This is a genomic window from Zobellella maritima, from assembly GCF_003075035.1.
Lineage (GTDB): Bacteria > Pseudomonadota > Gammaproteobacteria > Enterobacterales > Aeromonadaceae > Oceanimonas > Oceanimonas maritima.
Genome location: NZ_QCZE01000007.1, coordinates 47482 through 66427, shown reverse-complemented (window position 1 = coordinate 66427; position 18946 = coordinate 47482). Strand labels below are relative to the sequence as shown.

Here is an 18946-nt window from a genome sequence, read left to right as displayed (position 1 = left end):
GAGCCGATAAGGAGCAAGACTCCGAGGCGCTATCACCCATTCACGAGGTATTTTTCAAATGGCCAAGAAAGTACAAGCCTACATCAAGCTGCAGGTTGCAGCCGGTGCAGCTAACCCGAGTCCGCCCGTTGGTCCGGCTCTGGGTCAGCACGGTGTCAACATCATGGAATTCTGTAAGGCGTTCAACGCCCGTACAGAAAGCCTGGAAAAAGGTTCACCGACTCCGGTTATCATTACCGTCTACAGTGACCGCTCCTTCACCTTCGAAACCAAGACTCCGCCTGCGGCCTACCTGCTGCGTAAAGCGGCTGGCATCAAGTCCGGTTCCGGTAAACCCAACAAAGAGAAGGTGGGTACCATTACCCGCGCTCAGTTGGAAGAAATCGCAACTGTGAAACTGCAGGACATGACCGGTGCCGATCTGGACGCCCGTGTTCGTTGTATCGAAGGTACTGCCCGGTCCATGGGCCTGGTAGTGGAGGGCTAAGACGATGGCTAAACTGACCAAACGCATGCGTACCATCCGTGAGCGCGTTAATGCATCACAAGAGTACCAAATCAATGAAGCCGTTGCCCTGCTGAAAGAGCTGGCGACCGCTAAATTCGTAGAAAGCATCGACGTTGCCGTCAACCTGGGCATCGATGCACGTAAATCCGACCAGAACGTGCGTGGCGCCACCGTGCTGCCACACGGTACCGGTCGTGACGTGCGCGTTGCCGTATTCACTCAGGGTGCCAACGCCGAAGCCGCCAAGGCTGCCGGTGCCGAGCTGGTCGGTATGGATGACCTGGCCGAGCAGGTCAAGAAAGGCGAAATGAACTTTGACGTTGTTATCGCCTCTCCCGACGCCATGCGCGTTGTCGGCCAGCTGGGTCAGATCCTGGGCCCGCGCGGCCTGATGCCGAACCCGAAAGTTGGCACCGTGACCCCGAACGTTGCCGAAGCGGTACAAAACGCCAAGGCCGGTCAGGTGCGCTACCGTAACGACAAGAACGGTATCATCCATACCACCATCGGTAAGGTTGATTTCGACGCAGAAAAGCTGAAAGGCAACCTGGAAGCCCTGCTGGGTGCGCTGAAGCGTGCCAAGCCGGCTTCCTCCAAAGGCCAGTACATCAAGAAAGTCAGCCTGTCCACCACCATGGGCGCCGGCGTGACTATCGAGCAAGCTAGCCTGGATGTTGCTTAATTAAGCATTTACAAGGCGCAGCTTTTCTCTTAGAATTTTGCGCCTTGTAATTTGGTTGGGGGCTTCGACTCCCGTCCAAGACCGCTGGAGACTTTGATGTCTTAATTTTCCAGCGTAGATGGTGCCGGGACCCAGTTAGAAAGATTTCCTTTCTTCTGGAATCTGCCACCTTGGTGCCTCTGATAAAGAGGCGTGTGTTTAATCTGGGAATTTCCCAGGTGGAATCCAGGAGTTTAGCCAATGGCATTAAGACTCGACGACAAAAAAGCAATTGTTGCTGAAGTCAACGAAGCTGCCAAGGGCGCCCTGTCTGCAGTTGTTGCCGATTCTCGCGGCGTGACTGTAGCTGCCATGACCACCCTGCGCAAGCAAGCCCGTGAAAACGGTATCTACCTCAAGGTAGTCCGTAACACCCTGGCTCGCCTGGCAGTGGAAGAGACCAACTACGAATGCCTGAAAGAGGTATTTGTTGGTCCTACCCTGATCGCGTTTTCCAACGAGCACCCGGGCGCAGCTGCCCGTCTGTTCAAGGATTTTGCCAAAGAGCAGAAAGCGTTTGAGGTGAAGGGTCTGGCATACGAGGGCGAGTTTATCCCCGCAGCCGATATTGACCGTCTCGCAAAACTGCCGACTTACGACGAAGCAATTGCGAAGCTGATGGCGACTATGAAAGAAGCCTCCGCTGGCAAGCTGGTTCGTACCATCGCTGCCCTGCGCGACAAGAAAGAAGCCGAAGCCGCCTAAGCTGTTTCTGGCTGCTTGATTACCGAATACTTCAGAACATTAGGAATTTGAGTCATGTCTATCACTAAAGACCAAATCATTGAAGCCGTTGCAGAAATGTCTGTAATGCAAGTTGTTGAACTGATCGAAGCAATGGAAGAGAAGTTCGGCGTTTCTGCCGCTGCTGCTGTTGCCGTTGCTGGCGATGCCGGTGCTGCCGTTGAAGAGCAGACCGAGTTCGACGTGATCCTGACCGGTGCTGGCGCCAACAAAGTTGCCGTTATCAAGGCCGTTCGTGGCGCTACCGGCCTGGGCCTGAAAGAAGCCAAAGGCCTGGTTGAGTCCGCTCCTGCCGCTGTTAAAGAGCAGCTGAGCAAAGGCGAAGCCGAAGCACTGAAGAAAGAACTCGAAGAAGCCGGTGCTTCTGTTGAGCTCAAATAAGCTACACTATAGCTTTGCGGCCTGAGTAATCGGGCTAGGGCTGGTGAATCTTTATTCACCGGCCCTTTTGCGCTGTGGGACGAGGGGAATTTTCACATCGTTTGATCCTCTTGTCGTACCAGCCATCGGGTTTTGTCGAGAGACCCGTGTCTTACAAAAAACGGTGTTTTTAGAGCTGTCCCATTTGGACAGAGTGGGTCACTTATCAGCGAGCTGAGGAACCCTATGGTTTACTCTTACACAGAGAAAAAACGCATTCGTAAGGACTTCGGTAAGCGTGACCAGGTCTTGGACACGCCTTACCTGCTGTCAATCCAGCTTGACTCCTTCAAACAGTTTATTGATGCAGATCCGCAAGGCGAGTACGGTCTGGAAGCGGCTTTCCGTAGCGTTTTCCCTATCACCAGTTATTCTGGCTCTGCCGAGTTGCAGTATGTCAGCTATCGTCTGGGTGAGCCCGTATTTGACGTACAGGAATGTCAAATCCGTGGTGTGACTTACTCGGCGCCCCTGCGCGTCAAGTTGCGTATGGTGTTGTATGACAGAGAAGCTGCGGCCGGTACTGTCAAGGACATCAAAGAGCAAGAAGTCTACATGGGCGAAATCCCGCTCATGACTGAAAACGGTACCTTCGTGATCAATGGTACCGAGCGGGTAATTGTTTCCCAGCTGCACCGCAGCCCGGGTGTGTTTTTCGATCACGACCGTGGCAAGACCCATTCCTCCGGGAAGGTGCTCTATAACGCCCGGGTGATCCCTTACCGTGGTTCCTGGCTCGATTTTGAATTCGATGCGAAAGACAACCTGTTTGTCCGTATCGACCGTCGTCGCAAGCTGCCCGCATCCATTATCCTGCGCGCGCTCGACTTCACCACCGAAGACATCCTGGCCACCTTCTTCGAGACCACCAAATTCGAAGTGATCGATGGCAAGTTGATGATGGAGCTCAAGCCCGAGCGCCTGCGCGGTGACACCGCCTCATTCGATATCGTCGTCGAGGGTGAAACCGTGGTGGAAACCGGTCGCCGTATCACCGCACGCCATATCCGTCAGCTGGAAAAGGCCGGTGTCGAGCAGATCGAAGTGCCGGTGGAATATGCCGTCGGCAAGGTGTCGGCCAAGGATTATATCAACGCCGATACCGGTGAAGTGATCGTTGCCGCCAACAGCGAGTTGAGCCTGGAAAACCTGGCCAACCTGTCCGTGGCCGGTTTCAAGCAGTTCGAAACCCTGTTTACCAACGAGCTGGATCACGGCGCCTACATGTCCGAGACCCTGCGTATCGATTCCTCTACCAGCCGGCTCGAGGCCCTGGTGGAAATCTATCGCATGATGCGTCCGGGCGAGCCGCCTACCCGTGATGCGGCCGAGACCCTGTTTGAAAACCTGTTCTTCTCTGAAGACAGGTACGACTTGTCTACCGTCGGACGGATGAAGTTCAACCGTCGTCTGCTGCGTGATGACTCGAATGGATCTGGTACTCTGACCAAGTCCGATGTCGTCGACGTGATGAAACAGCTGATTGCCATCCGTAACGGCAATGACGAGGTGGACGATATCGACCACCTGGGTAACCGTCGTATCCGTTCCGTCGGCGAAATGGCCGAGAACCAGTTCCGCGTTGGCCTGGTCCGTGTTGAGCGGGCGGTCAAAGAGCGTCTGTCGCTGGGCGACCTGGATACTCTGATGCCACAGGATCTGATCAACGCCAAGCCAATTTCGGCTGCCGTTAAGGAATTCTTCGGCTCCAGTCAGCTGTCCCAGTTTATGGATCAGAACAACCCGCTGTCGGAAGTGACCCACAAGCGCCGTATTTCGGCCCTGGGCCCGGGCGGTCTGACCCGTGAGCGTGCCGGCTTCGAGGTGCGAGACGTACACCCGACCCACTATGGTCGCCTGTGTCCTATCGAAACGCCCGAAGGTCCGAACATCGGTCTGATCAACTCGCTGGCCTGCTATTCGCGCACCAATGAATACGGTTTCCTCGAGACCCCTTACCGCAAGGTAATAGACAGCCAGATCACCGACGAGGTGGATTACCTGTCCGCCATCGAGGAAGGTCACTTCGTGATCGCCCAGGCCAACGCCGCCGTCGATGAGCAGGGTCGCCTGCTGGAAGACCTGGTACCTTGTCGCCACAAGGGTGAAGCCACCTATATGAACGCGGATCAGATCCAGTACATGGATGTGAGCCCGCAGCAGATCGTATCGGTCGCGGCCTCATTGATCCCCTTCCTCGAGCACGATGATGCCAACCGGGCCTTGATGGGTTCGAACATGCAACGTCAGGCGGTGCCGACCCTGCGTGCCGACAAGCCGCTGGTGGGAACCGGTATCGAGCGTGCCGTGGCGGTGGACTCGGGTGTGACCGCAGTGGCCAAGCGTGGTGGTATCGTCGATTATGTCGATGCATCCCGTATTGTGGTCAAGGTCAATGAAGAAGAGATGTTGCCGGGCGAAGCCGGTATCGACATCTACAACCTGACCAAGTATACCCGTTCCAACCAGAACACCTGTATCAACCAGCGTCCCTGTGTGATGCCGGGCGAGCGAGTACTGGGCGGTGATGTACTGGCCGACGGCCCGTCCACCGACCTGGGTGAACTGGCCCTGGGTCAGAACCTGCGCGTCGCCTTCATGCCCTGGAACGGTTACAACTTCGAAGACTCCATCCTGCTGAGTGAGCGGGTGGTGCAGGAAGACCGCCTGACCTCCATCCACATCCAGGAGCTGTCGAGCATCTCCCGTGACACCAAGCTGGGTCCGGAAGAGATCACCGCCGATATCCCCAACGTGGGTGAAGCCGCGCTCTCCAAGCTGGATGAGTCCGGTATCGTGTATGTGGGTGCCGAAGTCAAGCCGGGCGATATCCTGGTGGGCAAGGTAACACCGAAAGGTGAAACCCAGCTGACGCCGGAAGAGAAGCTGCTGCGTGCCATCTTCGGTGAGAAGGCCTCCGACGTGAAGGACTCTTCGCTGCGGGTGCCGAACTCCGTATACGGTACCGTGATCGACGTGCAGGTCTTTACCCGCGATGGTGTGGAAAAAGACAAGCGCGCCCAGGACATCGAGCAGATGCAGCTCAAGCAGGCCAAGAAGGACCTGACCGAAGAGTTCAGCATCCTCGAGGACGGCATTTATGCCCGTGCCCGTTCCGTGCTGATTGCCGCCGGCATGAGCGCCGAGAAGGTCGACAAGATCGCTCGCGTCAAATTGCTGGAGCAGGCGCTGGACGACGAAGCCAAGCAGGTCGAGCTGGAGCAGATCGCCGAGCAGTATGCCGAGTTGAAGGCGGACTTCGACAAGAAGTTTGAGAACAAGCGTCGCAAGATCACCCAGGGTGATGATCTGGCGCCGGGCGTGCTCAAGATCGTCAAGGTTTACCTGGCGGTCAAGCGTCGCATCCAGCCTGGTGACAAGATGGCCGGTCGTCACGGTAACAAGGGTGTGGTTTCTACTATAGTACCGATAGAAGATATGCCGCACGACGAGCATGGCCGTCCGGTCGATATCGTGCTGAACCCGCTGGGTGTACCCTCGCGGATGAACATCGGTCAGATCCTCGAAACCCATATGGGCCTTGCTGCCCGGGGCATCGGCGAGAAGATCGATCGCATGATCAAGGAACAGCAGGAGCTGGCCCGGTTGCGCGAATTCCTCCAGGAAGTCTATAACCTGGGTGACGGTGTTCAGCAGAAGATCGATATCAGCAGCTTCTCCGATGCGGAGGTCAAGGTGCTGGCAGAAAACCTGCGCAAGGGTCTGCCTATCGCCACGCCGGCGTTTGACGGTGCCCGTGAGCACGAGATCAAGCGTCTGCTGACACTGGCCGATCTGCCGGAGTCCGGCCAGATCACCCTGTATGACGGCCGTACCGGCAATGCCTTCGAGCGTGCGGTCACCGTGGGCTATATGTACATGCTGAAGTTGAACCACCTGGTGGATGACAAGATGCATGCCCGTTCTACCGGCTCTTACAGTCTGGTTACCCAGCAGCCGCTGGGCGGTAAAGCCCAGTTCGGTGGTCAGCGTTTCGGGGAGATGGAAGTGTGGGCACTGGAAGCATACGGTGCCGCCTATACCCTGCAGGAAATGCTGACCGTCAAGTCGGACGATGTGAACGGCCGGACCAAGATGTACAAGAACATCGTGGACGGCGATCACCGCATGGAGCCGGGCATGCCCGAGTCCTTCAACGTACTGTTGAAGGAAATCCGCTCCCTCGGTATCAACATCGAGCTGGAAGAAAATTAAGGCGAGAGACTGCCTCGAAATAACGGCGCCCCTCTTTCTTTGGGAACTGGGGCGCCCAGGTAGAACTCCTCACAGGAGACTAACGTGAAAGACTTGCTTAAGTTTTTGAAAGCGCAGAGTAAGACTGAAGAGTTTGACGGTATCAAAATCGGTCTGGCTTCTCCGGACATGATCCGCTCTTGGTCCTATGGCGAAGTCAAAAAGCCGGAGACCATCAACTACCGTACCTTCAAGCCGGAGCGTGACGGCCTTTTCTGTGCCCGGATCTTCGGACCGGTCAAGGACTATGAGTGTCTGTGCGGTAAATACAAGCGCCTCAAGCATCGCGGTGTGATCTGTGAGAAATGTGGCGTTGAAGTTACCCAGACCAAGGTGCGCCGTGAGCGCATGGGGCACATAGAGCTGGCCAGCCCGGTTGCCCATATCTGGTTTTTGAAGTCCCTGCCGAGCCGCATCGGCTTGCTGATGGACATGACCCTGCGCGATATCGAGCGGGTGCTGTACTTCGAATCCTACGTGGTAATCGAGCCGGGTATGACCAACCTGGAACGCAGCCAGATGCTCTCCGAAGAGCAATACCTGGATGCGCTCGAAGAGTGGGGTGACGAATTCGATGCCAAGATGGGCGCCGAGGCGGTATTGTCCCTGCTGCGTGCCATCGAGCTGGAAAATGAAATCAAGACCATGCGCGAGGAGCTGGATCAGACCAACTCCGAAACCAAGCGCAAGAAGATCACCAAGCGCCTCAAGCTGATGGAAGCCTTCCATTTCTCCGGCAACAAGCCCGAGTGGATGGTAATGACAGTGCTGCCCGTGTTGCCGCCGGACCTGCGTCCGCTGGTACCGCTGGACGGCGGACGCTTCGCGACCTCGGATCTGAACGATCTGTATCGCCGGGTGATCAACCGTAATAACCGTCTCAAGCGTCTGCTGGATCTGGCCGCGCCCGATATTATCGTGCGCAACGAAAAGCGTATGCTGCAGGAGTCTGTTGACGCTCTGCTGGACAACGGCCGCCGTGGCCGTGCCATCACCGGCTCCAACAAGCGCCCGCTGAAGTCCCTGGCCGACATGATCAAGGGTAAGCAGGGACGTTTCCGTCAGAACCTGCTGGGTAAGCGGGTCGACTATTCCGGTCGTTCCGTTATTACCGTGGGTCCGACCCTGCGCCTGCATCAGTGCGGTCTGCCCAAGAAGATGGCGCTCGAGCTGTTCAAGCCCTTCATCTACGGCAAGCTGGAAGCACGTGGCCTGGCGACCACCATCAAGGCCGCCAAGAAGATGGTCGAGCGTGAGGAAGCCGTGGTCTGGGATATCCTGGACGACGTGATCCGCGAACATCCGGTATTGCTGAACCGGGCACCGACCCTGCACCGTCTGGGTATCCAGGCGTTCGAGCCGGTGCTGATCGAAGGCAAGGCCATCCAGCTGCACCCGCTGGTGTGTGCGGCCTATAACGCCGACTTCGACGGTGACCAGATGGCGGTACACGTACCGCTGACCCTGGAAGCCCAGCTCGAAGCCCGTGCGTTGATGATGTCGACCAACAACATTCTGTCTCCCGCCAACGGCGAGCCGATTATTGTCCCGTCTCAGGACGTGGTACTGGGTCTGTATTACATGACCCGGGACAAGGTCAACGGCAAGGGCGAAGGCATGTTGCTGACCAGCCCGAAAGAGGCCGAGAAGGTCTATCGTGCCGGCCATGCCGAACTGCATGCCCGGGTCAAGGTGCGTATCACCGACTTCGAGAAAATGGAAGACGGCGAAATGGTTGAGCGTACCGCCATTCGCGACACCACCATAGGCCGGGCCATCCTGAGCCTGATCGTGCCGAAGGGCTTGCCCTTCGAGATGATCGATCAGGCGATGGGCAAGAAGCAGATCTCCAAGCTGCTGAACGGTTGTTACCGTCGTCTGGGTCTGAAAGATTCGGTTATCTTTGCCGACCAGCTGATGTATACCGGTTTCCATTACGCCACCCTGTCTGGTGTTTCCGTGGGCATCAACGACATGGTGATCCCGGATGCCAAGAAAGACATCATCGGTGAAGCCGAAGCGGAAGTAACCGAGATCCAGGATCAGTTCCAGTCCGGTCTGGTGACCGCGGGTGAGCGCTACAACAAGGTTATCGATATCTGGGCCAGTGCCAACGAGCGGGTGTCCAAGGCGATGATGGATAACCTGTCGAAGGACAAGGTTATCAACCGCGACGGTGAGGAAGAGCTGCAATCCTCTTTCAACAGCATCTTTATGATGGCCGATTCCGGCGCCCGGGGTAGTGCCGCCCAGATCCGTCAGTTGGCGGGTATGCGTGGTCTGATGGCCAAGCCGGATGGCTCCATCATCGAAACGCCGATTATCGCGAACTTCCGTGAAGGTCTGAACGTACTGCAGTACTTTATCTCGACCCACGGTGCCCGTAAGGGTCTGGCCGATACGGCACTGAAGACCGCGAACTCCGGTTACCTGACCCGTCGTCTGGTCGACGTAGCCCAGGATCTGGTGATCACTTCCGACGACTGCGGCACCTTCGAGGGGCTGTGGATGACACCGCTGATCGAAGGCGGTGACGTGGTCGAGCCACTGCGTGAGCGGGTGCTGGGCCGGGTGGTGGCCGAAGATGTGGTGCGTCCGGGTACCGAAGAGGAAATACTGGTTGCCCGTAACACCCTGCTCGACGAGAAGTGGTGTGACGAGCTGGAAGCCAACTCCGTCGATCGGGTCAAGGTGCGCTCCGTTATCACCTGTGATAACGACCACGGCGTCTGTTCCCACTGTTACGGTCGTGATCTGGCCCGTGGCCACCTGGTCAACCAGGGTGAAGCGGTCGGTGTTATCGCCGCCCAGTCCATCGGTGAACCGGGTACCCAGCTGACCATGCGGACCTTCCACATCGGTGGTGCGGCCTCGCGGGCGGCAGCGGAAAACAGTATTCAGGTGAAAAATGCCGGTACCGTCAAGCTGCAGAACGCCAAGTTCGTTACCAACAGCGATGGCAAGACGGTGATCGTGTCCCGTTCTTCCGAGCTGACCATTATCGACGAGATGGGTCAGACCCGGGAAAACCACAAGCTGCCCTACGGTGCGCTGCTGGAGAAAGCCGACGGTGAAGCCGTGCAGGCCGGTCAGGTGGTGGCCAACTGGGATCCGCATACCCATCCGATCGTGACCGAGGTGGCTGGTCGTATCAAGTTTATCGATATGATCGATGGTGTGACCATCAGCCGTCAGACCGACGAGCTGACCGGTCTGTCCAGCATTGTGGTGATGGACGTCAACGAGCGTCCGAGCGCCGGTAAGGAATTGCGCCCGACCGTGAAACTGGTGGATGAGGCCGGCAAAGACGTCTTTATCCCGGGGACCGATCTGGCCGCGCTGTACTTCCTGCCCGGTCGCGCGATCGTCAGCCTGGAAGATGGCGCCCAGCTTAACGTGGGTGATGCCCTGGCCCGTATTCCCCAGGAATCCGGCGGTACCAAGGATATTACCGGTGGTCTGCCACGGGTTGCCGATCTGTTCGAAGCCCGTCAGCCGAAAGAACCGGCTATCCTGGCCGAGATCTCGGGCACCATTTCCTTCGGTAAAGAGACCAAGGGCAAGCGTCGCCTGGTGATCACTCCGATCGAAGGCGGCGACGCCTACGAAGAGATGATCCCCAAGTGGCGTCACCTCAACGTGTTCGAAGGTGAAAAGGTCGAGAAGGGCGAAGTGCTGGCCGATGGCCCAGAGTCACCCCACGATATCCTGCGCTTGCGCGGCATCAGCCCGGTGGCGAACTATATCGCCAACGAGGTGCAGGAGGTTTATCGCCTCCAGGGTGTTAAGATCAACGACAAGCACATCGAGACCATAGTGCGTCAGATGCTGCGTCGTGCCGAGATCCTGGATGCCGGTGATTCCGACTTTATCAACGGCGAACAGGGCGAAGTGGTGCGTATCCGTCAGGCCAACCGTGTGCTGGAAGCCGAGGGCAAGCGTCCTATCATCTACCGCCATGTGCTGATGGGGATCACCAAGGCATCCCTGAGCACCGAGTCCTTTATCTCGGCGGCTTCCTTCCAGGAAACCACCCGGGTACTGACCGAAGCGGCCGTCTCCGGCAAGGTAGACGATCTGCGTGGCCTGAAAGAGAACGTGATCGTGGGCCGTCTGGTACCTGCCGGTACCGGTTTTGCCTACCATCAGGGCCGTCAGGCCAAACGTCAGCCGGAGCAGCCGGTACAGATTTCGGCGGATGAAGCCGAACAGAGTCTGGCCGACCTGCTGAACGCTGCCGGTAGCAATGAAGAATAAGTAATATCTCGACTCGCTGATAAGACAAGGGCTCCCGCAAGGGGGCCCTTTTTTATGGTGCGCCAGGCATGGCGCGTAGTGTCTTAACAGACGCTGTTCCGGTACGCATGGTGCTGGCCGGATAACTTGGAGGTGCAAGTCCTCTGTGAGCCCGGTAAGGTAAGGGGAATCATTAGCCGAACGGCAAGGGTGTCCATCGTGAGGTAGGATCTGAAGGAAGCCGAAGGCAAAGCACTGGCCTGACGAACGGAAATTGCATACGAGGTGTTGATGGTGGGTTAGGTAGCCATTACTGCTAAAGTCCCATACTTACACGGAAGCCATCGGCGTATATGCGGCAGGCATAAGTGTGAAGGTCACGCGCATTAGCCTGGGAGGTCTGTTTCCCTGCCAATTTGAATAAAGATCTGATCATATTTAAGCCTGAGTTTCAGAGGCAACACAGTTACCTCCCACGACCGTGAAATGCCATCCATGGCATTTCACGGTCGTGGGAGGCCATCTCTGTTACCTCTTTCTGAACACCGAGTTGTCCGCAGCCGGCGCCAATAGGCGAATCAGGAGCACAAAGGGATCTGCTCCGCCGACCATCACATGACAGGGACGTCATGTGCTGAGCGTCACAGGGATGTGCTCGAAGCGGGTCGTCGGAGCGGGCCCCTTGTCCGACCTTTACAGAGCGACAACATAGATCAGTTATTTAATCTGTTTGGTATTACCTGCCATAAGCTCTGCTGGTCATGCGCGTCGATATCTCCTGCAAGGTGAAGCATCAACAGGGCTGCCACCGAGCTACCGCATAACATGACAGTTACCAGTGAACCCAGCAGCGAACATTTATGAATGTTCGCCCTGGCTGCGCTGCTTCGTCACTGCGGGCATCAGGGTCATGGTGAACATAATTATGGTCATCATGAAGCGTCCGGTTATGGACACTCACATGGGGCTTATCAGGCTGGGGGAGCAGGCCTGCACAGGGAAGTCAGGCCACATGCCTTCAGGTCGGGACAATCCAGGGGGCGGACTCAGGCGTAGTTGACTGCGGCCTGATGGGCATCCTCGGCCTTGAACCAGGCAAGAGAGTCGGCCAGGGTCGTGACTTCTCCAATCACGATCAGCGCCGGGCTTTCTACCCGGGTAGCCAGTTCGGCCAGTTGCTCCAGGCGCCCGCGTATTACCCGCTGGTCCTGGGTGGTGCCCCGTTCAATCAGGGCGATGGGCGTAGCCCCGGCACGGCCATGCTCAACCAGCCGTTGCTGGATATGAGCCGAGCGCATCAGGCCCATATAAATGACCAGGGTCTGGTTGCCACTCGCCAGTGAGGCCCAGTCCGGCTCGATGCCGTCTTTCTTGCAGTGGCCGGTGATAAACACCGCGCTCTGGGCATGATCCCTGTGGGTCAGGGGAATACCCGCATAGGCGGTGGCTCCGGCAGCAGCGGTGATACCGGGTACCACCTGGTAGCGGATCCCGGCCTCGCGCAGGGTTTGCAGTTCTTCGGCACCGCGGCCGAACATGAAGGGATCGCCGCCCTTCAGACGCACCACCCGTTTACCGGCTTGCGCATGGCTGACCAGCAAGTCATTGATCTGTTCCTGGGGCACACTGTGATGACCGGCCTTCTTGCCCACCGAAATCCGTTCCGCTTCGGGCCTGATCAGGGCCAGGATCTCGTCGGAGACCAGCTGATCAAACAGCACCACATCGGCCTTTTGCAGCTCGTTTAATGCCTTGATGGTCAGCAGGTCGGGATCACCCGGGCCCGCACCCACCAGTATGACCTCACCGGTCTGCGGTGCCTGCATTTCCTGCTGCAGCCAGATTTCGGCGGCCGCCAGATTGCCTTGTTTCAGCAGGGCATTCAGGGTCTGATCGTCCTGGGTGCGGGCCCAGAACCGACGCCGCTGCTCACTGTCGGCAAAGCACTGTTTTACCGCCTGCCGCAGACGGCCCGAGAGGGTGGCCAGCTCACCGAAGTGCCTGGGTAACAGGGCATCCAGGCGGGCTCGCAACAACCGGGCCAGCGAGGGGGAACCACCGCCAGTGCTGAAGGCGACCTGTATCGGTGGCCGTTCGACGATGGAGGGGAAAATCACGGCAGAACGTTTGCTGTCATCGGCCTTGTTGACCAGCAGGCCCCGCTGATTGGCCAGCTGATAGACCCGGGCATTGACTTCCAGGTTGTCGGTGGCGGCGATCACCAGAAACTGACCATCCAGATGGGCTTCATCAAAGGGTTGGGCCAGCCAGGTGAACTGCTCCCGAATGGCCTGCAGCTCGTCGGCAAGGGTGGGGGCGACCAGGGTGATCCGGGCTCCCCGCGCCAGCAGCAGCCTGACTTTGCGGGCCGCCACCGAGCCACCACCAACCACCAGGCAAGGGCGCTGTTCTATTTTGATAAAAAGAGGTAGATGTGCCATGACTGGTCCTGCCGATTAATAAGATAACTAGACTATAGGCAGAAATGCTTATCCCTCAAAATACTAAAAAATAATTTTTTATTCTTTTTGGGTATTTGAAAGCGGTTTGTGGCCGACGGGAGTAAGCTGGGTTATTGCCGCCTTTCTGCAGCCAACCCGACGAGCTGGAGGGGAGCTCGGCCCCGAGGGCGGCGTAGCCGTCCTCGGGGCCGAGGCATACATTGCAAGGGGAAGGTCGGGACGGGCGCGTTAAATACCGCTGCCGTCTAGCTCCTCCTGCTCATGCAGGCCGCACTCGCGCTTCATGCCGTGGAAGCGGGTATCGGCTTCGCTCATGCCCGGCTCCCACTTGACGGTGGTGTGTACATCGCCCACCGAGACATAGCCCTGTTCCCATAGGGGGTGGTAGGGGAGCCCATGTTCCTGCAGGTAGTAATGGACGTCCTTGTTGCTCCAGTCGATCACCGGCAGGAATTTGAACAGGCCGTTTTGCAGTCCCAGTACCTGCAGCCCTTCACGGGTGTCGGACTGACTACGGCGCAAGCCGGAGAACCAGGTACCGGCGTTCAGCTCGCGCAGGGCGCGTTGCATGGGTTCGACCTTGTTCAGCTGATTGTAACGGGTGATACCCTCTACCCCTTGTTCCCACAGCTTGCCGTAGCGGGCTTCCTGCCAGGCAGGCGATGTATGCGCCCGGTAGACCTTGAGGTTCAGGTCGAGCCGCTCGCTTAACTCATCGATGAAGCGGTAGGTTTCCGGGAACAGGTAGCCGGTGTCGGTGAGGATCACCGGAATACCCGGCTGCTCCCGGGTTACCAGGTGCAGCATCAGGGCTCCCTGGATACCGAAGCTGGAGGAGAGCACCGGCTCTCCTTCCAGGTTCTCCAGAGCCCAGCGTACCCGCTCGGCGGCCGTCATGGCCGCCAGTTGCTGGTTCAGGGGTTTCAGGGCCTGTTGCTGTTCCACCCGGGGCAGGCTGTTCAGCTCATCAAGGCTGGGCAGCAGGCTAGATGTCATAGTAGCTAGCATAAAAGTCCCTCGCTGAGTCCACGACCGGGGCAATGACCTTGGCGCGGATAACAAAATCGCCGAACCCTTCGCCCGACTCACGCTCGGTCGCCCAGCGGCCGATCAGTGTATCTATTTCTTCCAGGATTTGGGCCTCGGTGATGTTTTCCCGGTACATGCGCGGAATACGCGTGCCTTCCCGGTTGCCGCCCAGGTGCAGGTTGTAGCGGCCGGGCGCCTTGCCCACCAGGCCTATCTCGGCCAGCATGGCACGGCCACAGCCGTTGGGGCAGCCGGTCACCCGGAAGATGATGGCGTCGTCGGCCACCTGATGCTTGGCTAGCAGTCCTTCGATGTCGGTGACAAAGGCCGGCAGCATGCGCTCCGCCTCGGCCATCGCCAGCGGGCAGGTGGGCAGGGCGACACAGGCCATGGAGTTCTTGCGCTGCTCGGAGACACTGTCTTCCAGCAGGCCGTGGGCGCGCGCCAGCTTCTCGATCCTGGCCTTGTCCTTGGCGGCGACACCGGCGATGATCAGGTTCTGGTTGGCGGTCAGACGGAAATCACCCTTGTGCACCTTGGCAATTTCGCGCATGCCGGTTTTCAGCGGCTTGCCCGGATAGTCGAGCAGGCGTCCGTTCTCGATAAACAGGGTCAGGTGATGCTTGCCGTCTATGCCCTCTACCCAGCCAAAGCGATCGCCGCGGCCGGTAAATTCATAGGGGCGGCTGTCGGCAAACTGGATGCCGGCCCGTTTCTCGACCTCGGCCTTGAACACCTCGATACCGACCCGCTCCAGGGTGTACTTGGTCTTGGCGTTCTTGCGCTCGGAACGGTTACCCATGTCCCGCTGGGTGGTGACCACGGCGGCGGCCACCTCCAGGGTATGGGACAGGGGAATAAAGCCAAAGTCGGTGGCCTTGCGTGGATAGGTGGCGGTGTCGCCATGGGTCATGGCCAGGCCACCCCCTACCAGCACATTGAAGCCCACCAGCTTGCCGTTATCGGCAATGGCTATGAAGTTCAGATCATTGGCATGCACATCCACATCGTTCTGCGGCGGGATCACGACCGTGGTCTTGAATTTGCGTGGCAGATAGGTGGAGCCCAGGATCGGTTCTTCGTCAGGGGTGTCCAGCCGCTCACCGTCCAGCCAGATTTCCGTGTAGGCGCGGGTCTTGGGCAGCAGGTGCTCGGAGATCTTCTTGGCCCATTCGTAGGCCTCCTGATGCAGTTCGGACTCGACCGGGTTGCTGGTGCACAGCACGTTGCGGTTGACGTCGCCGGCGGTGGCGATGGAGTCGATGCCGGTGCTGTTCAGTACCTGGTGCATGTGCTTGATGTCACGCTTGAGCACGCCGTGGAACTGGAAGGTCTGGCGGGTGGTCAGACGGATGCTGCCGTAGATGGAGCTTTCTTCGGCAAACTTGTCGATAACCAGCCACTGCTCAGGGGTAATGATGCCGCCGGGCAGGCGAGCGCGCAGCATGACATTGTGCAGTGGCTCCAGCTTCTGGGCGGTACGCTCGTTGCGGATATCGCGGTCATCCTGCTGATACATACCGTGGAAACGGATCAGCTGGAAGTTGTCGCCGTTGAAGCCGCCGGTAAGCGGATCCTGCAGATCCTGCTCTATGGTGCCGCGCAGGAAGTTGCTTTCGCGCTTGAGGCGCTCGTTGTCGGACAGTTTTTGTTCGCTCATCAGTAAACATCCCTTTGGTAACGCTTGGCGCTGCGCAGCGCATCGACATATTCTTCGGCCTGTTCGCGGTTCTTGCCGCCGTGCTCGGCCACCAGCTCGATCAGGGCTTCATGCACGTCTTTGGCCATCTGGTTGGCATCACCGCATACATAGAAGTGGGCACCCTGTTCCAGCCAGGCATAGACTTCGGCGCCCTGCTGGCGGAGTTTATGCTGGACATAGACTTTCTCGGCCTGATCCCGGCTGAAGGCCAGGGAGATCTTGTTCAGCAGGCCGGACTTGACGTAGCGCTGCCATTCGATCTGGTAGAGAAAATCCTGGGTGAAATGGGGGTTGCCGAAGAACAGCCAGTTCTGGCCGCCTGCATCCTGGGCTTCCCGCTCCTGCATAAAGGCCCGGAAGGGGGCGATGCCGGTACCCGGGCCCACCATGATCACCGGCGTGTCACCGTTGGCCGGCAGGCGGAAGTTGTCATTGTGTTCGACAAACACCCGTACCTGGCCGCCTTCGGCCACCCGATCGGCCAGGAAGGAAGAGGCACCGCCGCTGCGCTCTTCACCTTTCTGCTCGAAGCGTACCACGCCCAGGGTCAGGTGGACTTCTTCTTCCACTTCCGCCTGGGAGGAGGCGATGGAGTACAGCCGCGGCGTCAGGCGGCGCAGGGCGCCCTGCAGCTGTTCGGCCGTCAGCTTGGTTTTCTTCTCCCGGGCGATATCCAGGATCTGGTGTTCGGCACAGTATTCGCGCAACGCGGCCTTGTCTTCCACCAGCTTCAACAGTTTCTTGGCACCGGACAGTTCGGCATAGGCTTGCACGAAGCTGGCATAGCCCTGGGTCAGCTCGTAATGACGGATCAGGGCCTCGCGTATGTCCAGCACCTCGTCATCCACCTTGACCTTGGTATCGGCGGCCACACCGACCTGGGCCAGCAGCGCGTCTACCAGGGCTGGATCGTTATCGAACCAGACACCCAGGGCATCGCCGGGCTGATAACTCAGGCCTGAGTCTTCCAGGGAGATTTCGATGTGGCGGATATCCTTGTCGGAATCCCGACCGGTAATCTTTTGGTTGGTGATCAGCTCGGCCTGGTAAGGATTTTTCTTGGTATAGACACCGGCGGTCTTGGGCAGACTGACCACGGCGCCGTTGGCGGCGGCTTGCTCGACCTTGAGGGCATCCTCCAGCAGGCTGATGGCCGACTTGCTCCAGGACTCGGCCGCAGCGTCGTAATCCACATCGCAATCGATCCGGTCCAGCAGGCGTTTGCCGCCGGCATTGGCCAGGTATTCGTCAAAGTCCTTGGCGGTCTGGCAGAAAAACTCGTAGGAAGAATCCCCCAGCCCCAGCACGGCATAGTGCAGGCCGTCGAGCTTGCCGACCTTGCCGGCTTTCAGTTGCTTATGGAACTCGATGGCGTCATCGGGCGGCTCGCCCTCGCCATTGGTGCTGGTGACGATCAGCAGATGGGTTTCTTTCTTCAGCTGCTTGATCTTGAAGTCGGCCACATTGAACAGCCCGGCCTGAATGCCGGCGGCATCGGCCTGTGCCTTGAGCGCTTCTGCCACGCCTTTGGCGTTGCCGGTTTGTGATGCATAGAGGATGGTCAGCGTGGCGGCGGGCTGGGCGCTGGCCGCCGGCGCCACTGTCAGCCCCTGGGCCTGCTGGCTGATACCGTAAAAATAGCCGCTGACCCAGGCCAGCTGGGTGGCACTCAGTTCGGCAGCCACCTGAGTGAGCTTGTGTACTTGTTGTTCGTTGAGCGGGCTGGCTGCCGCCGCGAGTTCCTTTAAAAGCATGACTGTGCCTTCCACTTTTCCAGATAGCGGACAGCTTAAGCCAGGTCAACGGAAAACAATAAAGAATAAAAGATGATTTTTTATTCCATCAAAGAATATGAAAGCATTTGTCGCGACGGTTCTATGGCCGGGGGTATACAGGGACGGGGCGAGCGGAACCGGATCAGTAAAAACAGCAACATTTTCGGCTGTTTCGAACGCCGACCAATTGTTAATCATGTTTCATTGGTGTTAAAATGCGCAACCAAATTCACAACAGGAGCACCGGATGCAAAAAAGTAAGCCCAGAATGATCTGGTTGCTTCTCTTTGTCGGTTATATCTCGAGCCTCGGGATACTGGCCACCATGATAAAGTAACCCTATACCTCCGGGCGGCTTGTTCCGGACCGGGTGTTTGTGGGGCGGTCATCATCATAGACATAAAAAAAGAGCACACAGTGCTCTTTTTTAGTTTGGTTCAGGTACCTGAACTCAGGCTTGTTGGTAACGCTCGGCAGAGGCCAGAATTTCGGCTTCAGCGGCGGCCTTGTCTTCCCAGCCTTCTACCTTCACCCACTTACCGGCTTCCAGTTCCTTGTAACGCTCGAAGAAGTGCTTGATTTGGGCCTTCAGCAGCTCGGGCAGGTCGTTGACATCCTGGATATGGTCGTATTCCTTGGTCAGCTTGCTGTGGGGAACCGCTACTACCTTGGCGTCTTCACCGGACTCGTCGGTCATCTTCAGCACGCCAACCGGACGGCAGCGAATGACGGAACCGGGTACCAGGGGGTGGGGAGTCGGCACCAGCACGTCCACGGGGTCGCCGTCCAGGGACAGGGTCTGGTTTACATAACCGTAGTTGCAGGGATAGAACATGGGGGTAGACATGAAGCGATCGACAAAAATTGCCCCTGTGTCTTTGTCGACTTCATATTTAATGGGATCGGCATTCTGGGGGATTTCGATCACTACATAGATATCTTCGGGCAGGCTCTTTCCGGCGGGTACCTGGTTCAGGCTCATGACGTTTCCTTCAGTGTTGTCCGTGATTGGCTCAATGGCCGAGTTTATCACCGTTACCGGACGGCATCTGTTATACGAATGGGTAACGGTTACATAGGCGCCACATTATAACC

At 57.9% G+C, this 18946-nt stretch carries 11 protein-coding genes; 6 read left to right on the top strand and 5 right to left on the bottom strand.

What is annotated here, in order from left to right; all coding sequences use genetic code 11:
* Nucleotides 1-58 precede the first annotated feature (58 nt).
* From rplK to rpoC, 6 genes are all read left to right on the top strand, one after another.
* Nucleotides 59-487, top strand: a complete 429-nt coding sequence (rplK, locus tag DCS96_RS17655; RefSeq protein ID WP_116475734.1) for a 50S ribosomal protein L11 — start codon at nt 59-61, stop codon at nt 485-487.
* A 4-nt stretch (nt 488-491) separates the two neighbouring features.
* Nucleotides 492-1190, top strand: a complete 699-nt coding sequence (gene rplA, locus DCS96_RS17650) for a 50S ribosomal protein L1 (protein WP_116475733.1) — start codon at nt 492-494, stop codon at nt 1188-1190.
* 240 nt (nt 1191-1430) lie between these two features.
* Entirely contained in the window at nt 1431-1934 is a 504-nt protein-coding gene (rplJ, locus tag DCS96_RS17645; RefSeq protein ID WP_116475732.1) for a 50S ribosomal protein L10, read from the top strand.
* A 54-nt stretch (nt 1935-1988) separates the two neighbouring features.
* Nucleotides 1989-2354, top strand: a complete 366-nt coding sequence (rplL, locus tag DCS96_RS17640; protein ID WP_116475731.1) for a 50S ribosomal protein L7/L12 — start codon at nt 1989-1991, stop codon at nt 2352-2354.
* Between the two features lie 225 nt (nt 2355-2579).
* Nucleotides 2580-6608: a DNA-directed RNA polymerase subunit beta gene (gene rpoB, locus DCS96_RS17635; protein ID WP_116475730.1), complete on the top strand. Its 4029-nt coding sequence runs from the start codon at nt 2580-2582 to the stop codon at nt 6606-6608.
* Nucleotides 6609-6692: 84 nt separating this feature from the next.
* Complete coding sequence (rpoC, locus tag DCS96_RS17630; protein ID WP_116475729.1) at nt 6693-10904, top strand: DNA-directed RNA polymerase subunit beta'; 4212 nt, start codon at nt 6693-6695, stop codon at nt 10902-10904.
* Nucleotides 10905-11929: 1025 nt separating this feature from the next.
* Here rpoC and cysG read toward each other — a convergent pair.
* The 5 genes from cysG to ppa form a co-directional block, all read right to left on the bottom strand.
* On the bottom strand, nt 11930-13324 hold the full coding sequence (cysG, locus tag DCS96_RS17625; protein ID WP_116475728.1) for a siroheme synthase CysG: 1395 nt from the start codon (nt 13322-13324) through the stop codon (nt 11930-11932).
* Between the two features lie 249 nt (nt 13325-13573).
* Entirely contained in the window at nt 13574-14341 is a 768-nt protein-coding gene (locus DCS96_RS17620) for a phosphoadenylyl-sulfate reductase (protein WP_198650124.1), read from the bottom strand.
* Nucleotides 14331-16034 carry an assimilatory sulfite reductase (NADPH) hemoprotein subunit gene (gene cysI / locus DCS96_RS17615; RefSeq protein ID WP_116475726.1) on the bottom strand — a complete coding sequence of 568 codons (1704 nt, stop codon included), beginning with the start codon at nt 16032-16034 and terminating at the stop codon, nt 14331-14333. Before cysI ends, DCS96_RS17620 begins: the two co-directional genes overlap by 11 nt.
* Nucleotides 16034-17830 carry an assimilatory sulfite reductase (NADPH) flavoprotein subunit gene (locus DCS96_RS17610; RefSeq protein ID WP_116475725.1) on the bottom strand — a complete coding sequence of 599 codons (1797 nt, stop codon included), beginning with the start codon at nt 17828-17830 and terminating at the stop codon, nt 16034-16036. Before DCS96_RS17610 ends, cysI begins: the two co-directional genes overlap by 1 nt.
* A 472-nt stretch (nt 17831-18302) precedes the next feature.
* Nucleotides 18303-18833, bottom strand: coding sequence for an inorganic diphosphatase (gene ppa, locus DCS96_RS17605; protein ID WP_116475724.1), 531 nt, complete (start codon nt 18831-18833; stop codon nt 18303-18305).
* Between the last annotated feature and the right edge of the window lie 113 nt (nt 18834-18946).

What these genes read in the sequence shown, in the direction of transcription:
- rplK (WP_116475734.1), top strand. Translation starts at nt 59, where the DNA reads ATGGCCAAGAAAGTACAAGCCTACATCAAGCTGCAGGTTGCAGCCGGT.
- cysG (WP_116475728.1), bottom strand. Translation starts at nt 13,324, where the DNA reads ATGGCACATCTACCTCTTTTTATCAAAATAGAACAGCGCCCTTGCCTG.
- rpoB (WP_116475730.1), top strand. Translation starts at nt 2,580, where the DNA reads ATGGTTTACTCTTACACAGAGAAAAAACGCATTCGTAAGGACTTCGGT.
- cysI (WP_116475726.1), bottom strand. Translation starts at nt 16,034, where the DNA reads ATGAGCGAACAAAAACTGTCCGACAACGAGCGCCTCAAGCGCGAAAGC.
- rplA (WP_116475733.1), top strand. Translation starts at nt 492, where the DNA reads ATGGCTAAACTGACCAAACGCATGCGTACCATCCGTGAGCGCGTTAAT.
- rplJ (WP_116475732.1), top strand. Translation starts at nt 1,431, where the DNA reads ATGGCATTAAGACTCGACGACAAAAAAGCAATTGTTGCTGAAGTCAAC.
- DCS96_RS17610 (WP_116475725.1), bottom strand. Translation starts at nt 17,830, where the DNA reads ATGCTTTTAAAGGAACTCGCGGCGGCAGCCAGCCCGCTCAACGAACAA.
- DCS96_RS17620 (WP_198650124.1), bottom strand. Translation starts at nt 14,341, where the DNA reads ATGACATCTAGCCTGCTGCCCAGCCTTGATGAGCTGAACAGCCTGCCC.
- ppa (WP_116475724.1), bottom strand. Translation starts at nt 18,833, where the DNA reads ATGAGCCTGAACCAGGTACCCGCCGGAAAGAGCCTGCCCGAAGATATC.
- rplL (WP_116475731.1), top strand. Translation starts at nt 1,989, where the DNA reads ATGTCTATCACTAAAGACCAAATCATTGAAGCCGTTGCAGAAATGTCT.